The sequence below is a fragment of the Priestia sp. AB genome (genome assembly GCF_028369225.1).
GTDB classification, from domain to species: domain Bacteria; phylum Bacillota; class Bacilli; order Bacillales; family Bacillaceae_H; genus Priestia; species Priestia megaterium.
In genome coordinates this window covers 1-13,691 of the sequence record NZ_JAQMYN010000006.1, presented here as the reverse complement: position 1 = coordinate 13,691, position 13,691 = coordinate 1, and the positions used below count along the sequence as shown (strand labels likewise).

11 protein-coding genes are annotated in these 13,691 nt (G+C 36.9%); 6 read left to right on the top strand and 5 right to left on the bottom strand.

The window, feature by feature from the left end; translation table 11 throughout:
• Positions 1-12: 12 nt before the first annotated feature.
• The 5 genes from mnmE to rpmH form a co-directional block, all read right to left on the bottom strand.
• Complete coding sequence (mnmE, locus tag POF52_RS18345; protein WP_013085566.1) at positions 13-1,401, bottom strand: tRNA uridine-5-carboxymethylaminomethyl(34) synthesis GTPase MnmE; 1,389 nt, start codon at positions 1,399-1,401, stop codon at positions 13-15.
• A 305-nt stretch (positions 1,402-1,706) separates the two neighbouring features.
• Positions 1,707-2,336: an RNA-binding cell elongation regulator Jag/EloR gene (gene jag, locus POF52_RS18340; RefSeq protein WP_271993939.1), complete on the bottom strand. Its 630-nt coding sequence runs from the start codon at positions 2,334-2,336 to the stop codon at positions 1,707-1,709.
• The gene (spoIIIJ, locus tag POF52_RS18335; RefSeq protein WP_271993937.1) at positions 2,333-3,097 is read right to left on the bottom strand and encodes a YidC family membrane integrase SpoIIIJ; all 765 of its coding nucleotides are present in this window, start codon (positions 3,095-3,097) and stop codon (positions 2,333-2,335) included. The genes jag and spoIIIJ overlap by 4 nt, the downstream gene beginning before the upstream one ends.
• Before the next feature lie 115 nt (positions 3,098-3,212).
• On the bottom strand, positions 3,213-3,566 hold the full coding sequence (gene rnpA / locus POF52_RS18330; RefSeq protein WP_013059929.1) for a ribonuclease P protein component: 354 nt from the start codon (positions 3,564-3,566) through the stop codon (positions 3,213-3,215).
• A gap of 110 nt (positions 3,567-3,676) precedes the next feature.
• Positions 3,677-3,811: a 50S ribosomal protein L34 gene (rpmH, locus tag POF52_RS18325; RefSeq protein ID WP_013059930.1), complete on the bottom strand. Its 135-nt coding sequence runs from the start codon at positions 3,809-3,811 to the stop codon at positions 3,677-3,679.
• A gap of 754 nt (positions 3,812-4,565) precedes the next feature.
• Between rpmH and dnaA the strand changes: the two genes are divergently transcribed.
• The 6 genes from dnaA to gyrA all read left to right on the top strand — a co-directional run bounded on the left by dnaA (position 4,566) and on the right by gyrA (position 13,475).
• Positions 4,566-5,909 (top strand): chromosomal replication initiator protein DnaA, encoded by a 1,344-nt coding sequence (gene dnaA, locus POF52_RS18320; RefSeq protein ID WP_013081315.1) that lies wholly within the window; start codon positions 4,566-4,568, stop codon positions 5,907-5,909.
• A gap of 186 nt (positions 5,910-6,095) precedes the next feature.
• Complete coding sequence (gene dnaN / locus POF52_RS18315; RefSeq protein WP_271993929.1) at positions 6,096-7,232, top strand: DNA polymerase III subunit beta; 1,137 nt, start codon at positions 6,096-6,098, stop codon at positions 7,230-7,232.
• 100 nt (positions 7,233-7,332) lie between these two features.
• Positions 7,333-7,548, top strand: coding sequence for a S4 domain-containing protein YaaA (gene yaaA, locus POF52_RS18310; protein ID WP_013054822.1), 216 nt, complete (start codon positions 7,333-7,335; stop codon positions 7,546-7,548).
• A gap of 14 nt (positions 7,549-7,562) precedes the next feature.
• Positions 7,563-8,681, top strand: coding sequence for a DNA replication/repair protein RecF (gene recF / locus POF52_RS18305; protein WP_013054823.1), 1,119 nt, complete (start codon positions 7,563-7,565; stop codon positions 8,679-8,681).
• Positions 8,682-8,921: 240 nt separating this feature from the next.
• The gene (gyrB, locus tag POF52_RS18300; protein WP_271993908.1) at positions 8,922-10,838 is read left to right on the top strand and encodes a DNA topoisomerase (ATP-hydrolyzing) subunit B; all 1,917 of its coding nucleotides are present in this window, start codon (positions 8,922-8,924) and stop codon (positions 10,836-10,838) included.
• A gap of 126 nt (positions 10,839-10,964) precedes the next feature.
• Positions 10,965-13,475 carry a DNA gyrase subunit A gene (gyrA, locus tag POF52_RS18295; protein WP_057240111.1) on the top strand — a complete coding sequence of 837 codons (2,511 nt, stop codon included), beginning with the start codon at positions 10,965-10,967 and terminating at the stop codon, positions 13,473-13,475.
• Positions 13,476-13,691: the final 216 nt, after the last annotated feature.

Genomic DNA, 13,691 nt, shown 5'->3' with positions numbered 1-13,691 from the left:
TCCTTTAATAATCTATTTTCCTAAACAGAATTGAGAGAACAACTGATCAATTAAGCTTTCGTGAACAGCATCACCAATAATTTCACCTAATAGTTCCCACGTTCTTGTTAAATCAATTTGGACGATATCGATTGGAACACCACTTTCAATGCCTGTGATGGCCTCATCGATAGCTCCTCTTGCTTGCGTTAAAAGCGCAATATGTCTCGTATTAGATAAATATGTTAAATCTTGAGATTCAATTGTTCCTCCAAAGAAAAGAGCTGCGATTGCTTCTTCAAGCTGATCTACTCCTTGTTCTTGAAGAAGCGAAGTCGTCACTATTGGATGATCACCAGCAAATTGCTGCACTTCCTCTAGATTAATTTTTTGCTCAAGATCTGTTTTATTCACAATCACGATAACGTCCATGCCTTTTACAGCTTCAAATAGCTTTTTATCTTCGTCCGTTAGTTCTTCATTAAAATTCAACACAAGCAAAATTAAATCTGCTTCTTTCAAATACTGACGGGAGCGTTCCACACCAATTCGTTCTACAATATCTTCTGTTTCACGAATTCCAGCTGTATCAACTAATCGGAGAGGAACTCCTCGCACATTGACGTACTCTTCGATTACATCTCGCGTCGTTCCAGGAATGTCTGTGACAATGGCCTTTGCATCTTGCACTAAACTATTTAGAAGAGAAGATTTCCCTACATTAGGACGTCCAATAATAACCGTAGCCAATCCTTCTCTTAAAATTTTTCCTTGATGAGAGGTTTGAAGAAGCTTATCAATTTCTTGGCGTACATTTGAAGCTTTTTCGATCAATACTTGGTGAGTCATTTCCTCTACATCGTCATATTCTGGGTAGTCAATGTTTACTTCTACATGGGCAAGTGTTTCGAGAATTTCCTGCCGTAAATGACGTACTAGCTTGGACAAACGCCCTTCCATTTGGCCAATCGCCATATTCATCGCTTTATCTGTTTTGGCACGAATTAAATCCATGACAGCTTCTGCTTGTGACAAGTCTACTCGACCATTTAAAAATGCTCGTTTTGTAAACTCACCCGGCTCAGCTAAACGGGCACCATTTGCAATAACTAACTGCAGCACACGATTAACGGATACAATTCCTCCGTGACAGTTAATTTCAATAATGTCTTCTCTAGTAAATGTCTTGGGACCTTTCATAATGGAAAGCATCACTTCTTCGACGACTTGCTCTGTCTTGGGATCTACGATATGACCGTAGTGAATAGTATGAGAAGCTACGTCTGTTAATCGTTTGTTCGAAACGCTTTTAAAGATACGATCTGCAATCGTAATGGCTTCTTCACCACTCAGGCGGACGATGGCAATAGCCCCTTCTCCCATTGGTGTAGAAATGGCCGCAATTGTATCAAAATCTAGCACCAACTTCACCTCATTTCATTTTATAAACCTTTTATTTTAAACGATGTTATATACTATCATCGTTAACAATTTTCCACGAACAAAAACATCTATTTTAAGGCCCGTAATTTGTATGAACCAAATAAATAGAATACCACAATTCACCGATTTGGAACATCTCTAACGTTCTTCTGTTATGCACAGTAAGAAAAACAGGCAGTATGTACTATTTTAACTTATCCACATGTGAATAACAATGTATGTAACTTGATTTTTTGAATGCTAGCTTGATAAAAGTAAACATAAAAAAGCACTAGCGCATTTTGCTAGTGCTTTTTTCCGATGGGCTGAACCAAAATACTTCTTTTTGGTTCTTTTCCGACAGAGTGTGTGTCAACTAAAGAATTTTTAGCTAACACTTGATGAATCATTTTTCTTTCATGCGAAGGCATTGGTTCTAGTTGAACAGATCGATTCGTTTTAACCGCCTGATTTGCTATTTTTAATGCCAGTTTTTCGACCATTTCTTTTCGTTTTTCTCGGTAGCCTTCTGGGTTTAATACAACATTTAAAAATTGCTGACTGTATCGATTAGCTACCAGTTGTGTGAGAAGCTGGAGCGCATTAAGGGTTTGTCCATGTTTTCCAATCAACATTCCCGCAGAATCGCTACTAATCTCAATTATGCAGTTTCTCGAGGTTTTTTTGACGTTCGTATGAATCGAAATTCCCATTTCACGGCTAACATTTGTAATAAAATGAACCGCTTCCTCTACAGGGTCAACTATTTTTGTAACTTTTACAACTGCAGGTTTTCCCTTAAAGATTCCTAAAAATCCTTTTTTGCCTGGTTCAATTATTTCTACATTTGCTTGATTTCGCTCTACTTCTAAAGCATTTAATGCTTCTTGAACAGCAGCTTCAATCGTCTGGGCCGTAATTGTGATTTCGTTCATTTTTTAACCCCTTCAATATTCGCTTGTTTTAAGTCTGGCCCTTTAATGAAGTAGGTTTGAATAATCATAAATAGATTTCCCACTACCCAATAAAGAGATAAGGCGGCTGGAAAATTGATTGCAAAAACCACAATCATAATCGGCATAACCCAAAGCATCATAGCCATTTGAGGATTTTGATTTGCATTTCCGGCCATCATCATCTTTTGCTGAATAAACGTTGTGATTCCTGCGACAATTGGTAAGATAAATAGCGGGTCACGCGCACCTAAATCAAACCATAAAAAGCTGTTGTTTGCGATTTCTGACGTTCGTGTAATCGCGTGGAAAATCCCAATAAGAATGGGCATTTGAATTAGAATTGGGAAGCACCCAGCTAAAGGATTTACTCCGTAAGTTTGGAATAATGCCATCGTTTCTTTCTGCAATTGCTGCTGCGTCTGGGCATCTTTTGAACTGTACTTCTCCTTTAACTTCTGAATTTCGGGCTGAAGTGTCTGCATTGCTTTCGTGTTTCTCATCTGTTTAATCATAAGCGGTAGAATAAGTAAGCGAATCAGGATTGTGACAACGATGATCGCAACTCCATAGCTTTTAAATACCTCCGCCAGATACGTAATGACTAATGACAGCGGATACACAACATACTCATTCCAAAAACCTTTACTATCATCTGTAATAGGTTGGTTAATTTCCGTACAACCCGCTAAAACAGTTAATAGAAAGATAAGCGTTATCCCTAAAAACAACTTCTTCTTCACCTGTTTTTCCTCCTTCTACATGTTCACCTTTCAATTCTGAAAGTGCGTCAAAATCCATTATATAAGGATGCGGTAGAAAAACAACAGCTATTAAAGGCTTTTCTTCTATTGTTTATTAATCGTTTTGTCTATGTGTAAGTAATTTGCCACGCTTAAAGACATGCTGCAAGCTGCTTTTAATTTCTTCATAGCTCATTGTTGCAGCAGGCTGCCTTGCAATTACAATATAATCTTTGTCTTGCTTCAAATACGGTGTGAATTCAAACATAATTTGTTTAGCAAGGCGCTTAACTCGATTACGAGTCACGGCATTTCCAATCTTTTTGCCCACGGAGAATCCTACGCGGAAATGTTCTTGATCCGGTTTGTCTAGAACATACAAGACAAATTGGCGATTCGCTACGGACTTACCCTTTTTAAAAACTGTTTGAAATTCATCATTCTTTTTTATACGATATCTTTTTTTCATTTTTAACAACTCCTGCCCTTTTTCAGGTCATGCTTTTATGTAGTCCCTACAGGAACAGAGGTGATTTTAGTCTTATAAAGCGAAAAAAGACCACTGGCGTCAGTGGTCTATTATGCTGATAATACTTTTCTTCCTTTACGACGACGACGAGCTAAAACTTTACGTCCATTCGCTGAGCTCATACGAGCGCGGAAACCGTGTACTTTACTGTGCTTACGTTTGTTTGGTTGGTAAGTTCTTTTCATCTATAAACACCTCCTCGAGGAATAACTGAAAAAGACAGTCCTTGCAATTATAATGAAAAGACTAAGAAGATGTCAATGTTATTTAAAAAATAAAATTTTCAATCTCTTGGTTTCATTATCTGTTTTACTCAATCTTCTTCATTCTAATATCTTTATAACCCAATTGTCTATACCTAATCAATAAAATTCATTGATTTATTAAAGAAAAAATTTTTCCTTTTCATCTCTTTTTCTTTCTCTACCAGCTGTGATCGCATCGTTACTGAACAAAACTACAACAATAAATGTTATAAAAAGCCTCTTTTTTATTCAAATTCTTCTCTTAAACCTTTGTGGATAAGTTTTTTCGACATTTTTCTACTTTTCCATTTCTTATCGACAACTCATGCACACTATCTTGTGTTGTGGAAAACTTTTCTCCACAAGGTGTAGTGATTGTGGATAAGTTTCGAAAATTCATTGCATCATGCCGAATTCTTTGATATTATATTTTTGTTTTCACTCTTAATTACTTTTCCACAGTTGGTTTTTATCCACAAACTGTGGACAACTTGTGGACATCATTTCCACTATCACTGTATAAAGTTATCCACACCATGTGGAATCTGTCGAATAGTCGGCTTTCTTCTATAATATATATTTACCCACATAATAGCAATTGTATAAATATAAATTTTTTATGCATAAGGTTTTGTACAGGTTGTACAAGGGTTGTACAAAGCGCATAAAAGCTAGAAAAAGGAGGGATTGCTCGTTGGAAAACATTCATGATTTATGGAATAGAGCTTTAGATCAAATTGAAAAAAAATTAAGCAAACCTAGTTTTGAAACCTGGCTCAAATCGACAAAAGCTCATGCTTTACAAGGAGACACGCTCATTATTACTGCACCTAATGATTTTGCACGGGACTGGTTAGAATCTAGGTATTCTAATTTAATTGCTGAAACGCTTTATGATCTTACGGGGGAAGAGTTAGATGTAAAATTTATTATTCCTCCTAACCAGGCCGAGGAAGAATTCGATATTCAAGCTCCTAAAAAGAAAGTCAATAAAGACGATGGAGCAGAATTTCCTCAAAGCATGCTAAATTCGAAGTATACCTTTGATACATTTGTTATCGGATCTGGAAATCGGTTTGCGCATGCAGCTTCTTTAGCAGTAGCAGAAGCGCCGGCTAAAGCGTATAATCCGCTTTTTATTTACGGGGGAGTAGGATTAGGTAAAACACACTTAATGCATGCCATAGGCCACTATGTGTTAGATCATAATCCTGCCGCGAAAGTCGTGTACTTATCATCTGAAAAATTCACAAATGAGTTTATTAACTCTATTCGTGACAATAAAGCAGTAGAATTCCGCAACAAATACCGTAATGTAGATGTTTTACTGATTGATGATATTCAATTCTTAGCAGGTAAAGAGCAGACACAAGAAGAATTTTTCCATACGTTTAATACGCTTCACGAAGAAAGCAAGCAGATTGTCATCTCAAGTGATCGACCGCCGAAAGAAATTCCTACACTTGAAGATCGACTTCGCTCTCGCTTTGAATGGGGCCTTATTACAGATATCACACCACCGGATTTGGAAACACGAATTGCTATTTTGCGTAAAAAAGCAAAAGCGGACGGCTTAGTTATTCCAAATGAAGTTATGCTTTATATCGCCAATCAGATTGATTCAAATATCAGAGAATTAGAAGGCGCACTTATTCGTGTAGTAGCTTATTCTTCACTAATTAATAAAGATATAAACGCTGATTTAGCAGCAGAAGCATTAAAAGATATCATCCCTAGTTCAAAACCTAGGGTTATTACGATTCAAGACATCCAACAGATTGTTGGACAAGAATTTAATATAAAATTAGATGATTTCAAAGCAAAGAAACGTACAAAGTCAGTTGCGTTTCCTAGACAAATTGCCATGTACCTTTCTCGCGAACTAACGGATTTTTCGCTGCCTAAAATTGGAGAAGAGTTTGGTGGGCGAGACCATACTACTGTCATCCATGCTCATGAAAAAATCTCAAAACTTGTTCAAACAGATACTGACCTACAAAAACAAATTAAAGAAATAAGTGAATCACTAAAAATATAGGCTTTTTTTACTTGTATTTTGTGTATAAGTGAGTTAGGATTGTACACAGTCTGTCCACATGTGGATAGGCTGTGTTCTCACGTTTTTAGGGGTTATCCACATTTCCACAGCCCCTATTACTACTACTATCTTAAAATATAATAAATAATAAGCTTTTAAACCTACTTTTAAGGAGGATTAATTATTATGAAATTTATCATACAGAAAGACTATCTAGTTCAAAGCGTTCAAGACGTTATGAAAGCTGTATCTTCTAGAACAACCATTCCAATTTTAACGGGGATTAAAATTGTAGCCACTGAAGAAGGTGTTACCTTAACAGGAAGTAACTCCGATATCTCGATTGAATCGTTTATTCCAAACGAAGAAGAAGGAAAAGAAATTGTTGATATCCAAAAACCAGGAAGCGTTGTTCTCCCGGCTCGTTTCTTTAGTGAAATCGTAAAAAAGCTTCCTAAAGACATTGTAGAATTAGACGTCCAAAGTCACTTTTTAACAATCATTCGTTCAGGAAAAGCTGAATTTAACTTAAATGGTTTAGATGCAGAAGAGTATCCTCATTTGCCACAGATCGAAGAAAACAACATGTTTAGATTACCGACAGACTTATTAAAAAACATGATTCGACAAACTGTCTTTGCGGTGTCCACCTCAGAAACACGACCTATCTTGACAGGTGTAAACTGGAAGGTCGATGGCAAAGAATTAACGTGCATTGCCACTGACAGCCACCGTCTAGCTTTGCGAAAAGCGACCATTGAAACTGGAAATGAAGCAACGTATAATGTGGTTATTCCAGGTAAAAGTTTAAGTGAATTCAGTAAGATCCTTGATGATTCTCATGAATTAGTAGACATTGTTATCACGGAAAATCAAGTATTATTCAAAACAAAACATTTACTATTTTTCTCAAGATTATTGGACGGGAATTATCCTGATACTTCAAGATTGATCCCAGCTGATAGTAAAACGGATGTTATATTGAACGTAAAAGAATTCTTGCAATCAATTGACCGCGCTTCTTTATTAGCTCGTGAAGGAAGAAACAACGTAGTAAAACTATCTACGCTGGATGAGGGAATTGTTGAAATTTCTTCTAACTCTCCTGAAATCGGAAAAGTAATTGAAGAGGTACAAAGTCAGTCTATCTCGGGAGAAGAATTAAAAATTTCTTTTAGCGCAAAATATATGTTAGATGCATTAAAAGCGCTCGAAGGAACAGATATCAAAATTAACTTCACTGGTGCGATGCGTCCATTTGTCATTCGAACATTAGAGGATGATTCAATGCTGCAGCTGATTTTACCAGTGCGAACATATTAAATCTCAGAAAGCTACTAGCATGCCGTACTAGTAGCTTTCTTTTCTCAAGGAGAATTATTTAGTAAAATAGAGATACATCATTAGAAAGTGAGAGAGTCGCATGAAAACAGAAGTTAAAATTTCAACTGAATACATTACGCTTGGCCAGTTTTTAAAACTAGCAGACGTCATTCAAACAGGTGGAATGGTAAAATGGTTTTTAAGTGAGCACGAAGTATATGTAAACGGGGAGCTAGAAGAGCGCCGCGGACGTAAATTATATGCAAATGACGAAGTGGATATACCGGCTGCAGGATCATTTGTTGTCATTACTTAAAGTTGGTGAAACGTTTGTATATTAAAGAAATTACTTTAACAAATTACCGAAACTATACGAAGACAACGATTCCTTTTGAAAATAAAGTAAACGTCATTTTGGGTGAAAACGCACAGGGTAAAACAAACGTGATGGAATCGATCTTCGTATTATCTATGGCTAAATCTCATCGTACATCCAACGATAAAGAATTAATTAAATGGGACTGTGAGTATGCAAAGCTATCGGGCATTGTAGAAAAGCATAGAGGGCCTGTTACACTGGATTTAGTCATCTCAACAAAAGGGAAAAAAGCAAAATATAATCACATTGAGCAGAAAAAACTCAGTCAATATATAGGGTCAATTAACACTGTCATGTTTGCTCCGGAGGATTTGAACCTAGTTAAAGGGAGTCCGCAAGTAAGGCGCAAATTTATTGATATGGAGATTGGTCAAGTTTCGCCTGTTTACATGCATGATTTAAGCAGGTATCAAAAGATTTTGCAGCAAAGAAATCAATATTTGAAGCAGCTGCAGACAAAAAAACAAACGGATCTTTCACTTTTAGACGTACTTACGTTACAGTTAAGTGAAATGGCAGCGAAAATCTTAAAAAAACGTTTTGAGTTTTTACAATTACTCCAACAGTGGGCAGAGCCTATTCATAAAGGGATCAGTCGAGACTTAGAAACATTAAAAATTGAGTATAAGAATTCAATTGATGTATCAGAAGATGCAGATTTGTCGAAAATGTTAGAAGCATATCATCAAAAGTTTGATAAAATAAAAAGTAGAGAAATTGATAGAGGTGTCACCTTAGCAGGACCACACCGTGATGATCTTCTTTTCTACGTTAATGAGAAAGACGTTCAAACATTTGGTTCACAAGGGCAACAGCGGACGACTGCTTTATCGTTAAAGCTTGCTGAAATTGAGTTAATTCATCAAGAAGTAGGTGAATATCCAATCTTGCTTTTAGACGACGTATTGTCTGAATTAGATGATTTTCGTCAATCACACTTGCTAAATACCATTCAAGGAAAAGTTCAGACGTTTGTAACGACAACGAGCATTGAAGGAATTCATCACGAGACCTTAGAAAAAGCCGCTACATATCACGTAGAAGCTGGCCAAATTCAAAAGGTCAAATAGCAATTGATCTGTCTAAAAACTTTTCGCAAGGCAATCTAACTGAAATATGATATCATTATAGTTTTAAGTCTATATATTTCAACTCGTACCCTCGATTATGAAAATTTTGTGCATAAGTAAACAAATTGCAAATACATTAAAGGCTCCGTATTATTTCCACATAATATTCGAAAAACATAATATAAAATGATAAATACAGCAGTTTGCTGTTAAAAAAAAGTGTAGGTGATACATTTGACGATGGAACAAAAAGAAGTACAAGCATATGAAGCTGATCAGATACAAGTATTAGAAGGATTAGAAGCTGTTCGTAAACGTCCGGGGATGTATATTGGATCGACGAGCGCAAAGGGTTTACATCATCTTGTATGGGAAATTGTAGATAATAGTATTGATGAAGCGCTGGCCGGCTATTGCGATGAAATTAATGTTATTATCGAAAAAGATAATAGTATTACAGTCAAAGATAACGGTCGTGGAATCCCGGTTGGTATTCAAGAAAAAATGGGCAGACCTGCCGTTGAAGTTATCTTAACGGTTCTTCATGCCGGAGGTAAATTTGGCGGCGGCGGCTATAAAGTATCTGGTGGATTACACGGTGTAGGTGCCTCAGTTGTTAACGCACTTTCTACCTCTTTGGAAGTATACGTACATCGTGACGGTAAAGTTCATTATCAAAAATATGAACGAGGTGTACCGGCTGCTGACTTAAAAGTAGTTGGAGAAACAGATAAAACAGGTACTGTTATTCAATTCCGTCCAGACAGTGAAATTTTTACAGAAACGCTTGAATACGATTTTGATACGTTAGCTAATCGTCTGCGTGAGTTAGCTTTCTTAAATCGTGGCATTAAAATTACGATTGAAGACAAACGTGAAGAAGATAAAAGACGTGAATATCACTATGAAGGCGGAATTAAGTCTTACGTTGAACACTTAAACCGTGCAAAAGAAGTGATTCACGAAGAGCCGATCTATATTGAAGGTAATCGAGACAACATTTCTGTAGAAATTGCTATTCAATATAACGATAGCTATACAAGTAATTTATATTCTTTTGCAAACAACATTCACACATATGAAGGTGGAACGCACGAAGCAGGATTTAAAACAGCGTTAACGCGTGTAATTAACGACTATGCACGTAAAAACAGCGTATTTAAAGACAGTGACGCCAATCTAACGGGTGAAGATGTTCGTGAAGGAATTACAGCTATCATCTCTATTAAGCACCCAGATCCGCAGTTCGAAGGACAAACAAAAACAAAGCTGGGAAATAGTGAAGCAAGAACAATTACCGACTCTGTGTTTGCAGAACACTTAGAAACTTACTTGCTAGAGAACCCTATTGTGGCGAAAAAGGTAATTGAAAAAGGTTTAATGGCTGCAAGAGCAAGAATGGCAGCTAAAAAAGCTCGTGAGCTTACACGCCGTAAAAGCGCGCTTGAAATTTCAAACTTACCGGGTAAATTAGCGGATTGTTCATCAAAAGATCCTTCTATTAGCGAACTTTATGTAGTAGAGGGTGACTCTGCCGGAGGTTCAGCTAAGCAGGGAAGAAGCCGTCATTTCCAAGCTATTTTGCCTTTGCGTGGTAAAATTATCAACGTAGAGAAAGCGCGTTTAGATAAAATTTTATCTAATAACGAAATTCGTACAATCATTACCGCTCTAGGAACGGGTATTGGTGACGATTTTGATATTTCGAAAGCCCGCTACCATAAAATTGTGATTATGACAGATGCAGACGTAGACGGTGCGCATATTCGTACGCTTCTTCTAACGTTCTTCTATCGCTATATGAGACAGATTATTGAGCACGGATATGTGTACATTGCCCAGCCGCCTCTTTACAAAGTTACACAGGGTAAAAAAGTGGAGTATGCGTACAACGATCGTCAATTAGAAGAGGTATTAGCTTCTTTCCCTGAAGGCGCAAAACCAAACCTTCAGCGTTACAAAGGTTTAGGAGAGATGAATCCTGAACAATTATGGGAAACAACAATGGATCCAGAGTTCCGTACCCTTCTTCAGGTGAACTTGCAAGATGCAATTGAAGCTGATGAGACATTTGAAATTTTAATGGGCGACAAAGTAGAACCACGCCGTAATTTCATTGAAGAAAATGCTCAGTACGTAAAAAATCTTGATATTTAAATGAACGGTAATACCCTTTATATGTTTTATAAAGGGTATATAAACGTCAGGATAGAGATAGGTTCTATCCTGCGTTTACATATATATGAATTACTATACTGAACTTCGCGAAGGAGGTTCTTATCGATGTCAGATAAACCAAACTCTCAAATAAGAGAAGTAAATATTAGTCAAGAAATGCGCGCATCCTTTTTAGATTATGCAATGAGCGTAATTGTATCGCGTGCTTTACCAGATGTAAGAGACGGACTTAAGCCTGTGCACCGTCGTATTTTATATGCAATGAATGATTTAGGTATGGGATCGGATAAGCCATATAAAAAATCAGCTCGTATCGTAGGAGAAGTAATTGGTAAGTATCACCCACACGGTGACTCAGCTGTATATGAAACAATGGTTCGTATGGCACAAGATTTTAGCTATCGTTATATGCTAATTGACGGTCATGGAAACTTTGGATCTGTTGATGGAGATGCAGCAGCAGCTATGCGTTATACAGAAGCAAGAATGTCAAAAGTTTCGATGGAACTGTTACGTGACATCAATAAAGATACCATTGATTACCAAGATAACTATGACGGTTCTGAACGTGAACCAATTGTATTACCTGCTAGATTTCCAAATTTACTTGTAAACGGTTCAGCCGGAATTGCGGTAGGTATGGCGACAAATATTCCTCCGCATCAGTTAGGGGAAGTCATTGACGGCGTTTTAGCTGTAAGTCAAGAACCTGATATCACAATTGCAGAGTTAATGGAGATTATTCCAGGCCCGGATTTCCCAACTGCAGGACAAATTCTTGGGCGCAGCGGAATTCGTAAAGCTTATGAAACTGGAAAAGGTTCTATTATTGTTCGCGCAAAAGTAGAAATTGAAGAACAAAGCAATGGTAAACAAACTATTCTTGTTCATGAACTTCCATACCAAGTAAATAAAGCAAAGCTAATTGAAAAAATTGCCGAGCTAGCCCGTGATAAGAAGATTGATGGAATTACGGATTTACGAGATGAGTCTGACCGTTCGGGTATGCGTATTGTTATTGAAGTAAGACGTGATGCAAATGCAAATGTTTTATTAAACAACTTATATAAGCAGACATCTCTTCAAACAAGTTTTGGTATTAATACCCTTGCATTAGTAGATGGACAGCCAAAAGTATTGAACTTGAAGCAATGTCTACAGTACTACTTAGACCATCAGGTAGTGGTTATTCGCCGTCGTACTGAATTTGAACTTCGAAAAGCAGAAGCACGTGCGCATATTTTAGAAGGTTTAAAGATTGCTCTTGATAATTTAGATGCTGTTATTGCTTTAATTAGAGGTTCTCAAACAACAGACATTGCACGTGAAGGATTAATGACGCAGTTTTCGTTATCTGAAAAACAAGCGCAAGCTATTTTGGATATGCGCCTACAGCGTTTAACAGGATTAGAGCGAGAGAAGATTGAAGCAGAATATCAATCTTTATTAGCGCTAATTGCTGAATTAAAAGCTATTTTAGCAGATGAAGAAAAAGTATTAGAAATTATTAGAGAAGAACTAATAGAAGTAAAAGAAAGATTCAATGACGGCCGTCGAACAGAAATCGTAAGCGGAGGAGCTGAAATTATCGAAGACGAGGATCTGATTCCTCGCCAAGATATTGTTATTAGCTTAACGCACAACGGCTATATTAAACGTTTGCCTGTTTCTACGTATAAGAGTCAGCGAAGAGGCGGAAGAGGTATTCAAGGAATGAATACAAACGAAGATGATTTTGTTGAACATCTTCTAACAACTTCTACTCATGATACGATTCTCTTCTTTACAAATAAGGGAAAAGTTTACCGTACGAAAGGATACGAAATTCCAGAGTACGGAAGAACGGCTAAAGGGATACCTATTATTAACTTGTTAGAAGTAGACAAGGGTGAGTGGGTAAATGCCATCATTCGCGTCGATGAATTTGTAGACGATTGGTATCTATTCTTTACTACAAAACAAGGAATTTCTAAGCGCACACCTTTATCTTCTTTTGAGAACATTCGAAATAGCGGACTTATCGCCTTGAATTTAAGAGAAGAAGATGAATTGATTTCTGTTAAATTGACAGATGGTAAGCGCGATATGGTTATTGGAACGAAGAAGGGTATGTTAATTCGTTTTAATGAAAATGATGTTCGTTCAATGGGACGTACAGCTACTGGAGTTAAAGGGATCACTCTCGATTCAGAAGATGAAGTAATCGGTATGGAGATTCTCGAAGAACAATCAGATGTCTTGATCATTACGAAAAATGGTTATGGAAAACGTACGCCGATTGAAGAATATCGTGTGCAAACAAGAGGCGGTAAAGGTTTAAGAACATGTAATATCACTGATAAAAATGGTGATGTTGTCGCACTGAAATGCGTATCTCAAGAAGAAGATATTATGCTTATCACAGTAAGCGGCGTTCTTATCCGTGTTTCTGTTTCAGATATTTCACAAATGGGCCGTAACACACAAGGTGTCAAAGTCATCCGTTTAGGAGACGAAGAGTTTGTTTCAACGGTTGCAAAAGTACAAACTTCAGAAGATGAAGACGAAGTTTTAGATGAATTAGATGAACATGAAGAAACAGATATAATAATTGAAGCTGAAGAAACGGAAGAATAAAAAAAAGCCCCTGAAAAAGCAGGGGCTTTTTTTATGTAAAAAAACCTTGCCATAGGCTTTTCATTTTGGTAATATATAAAAAGTCAGCAAAACATATATGAGTTTTTTAATAGTTTTAAAAAAGTTATATAAAAGTGTTGACAACGATTCTTATAAAGTGTTACTATATAGGAGTCGCTTTAAGACAAGAGTTCTTTGAAAACTGAACGAAATAGT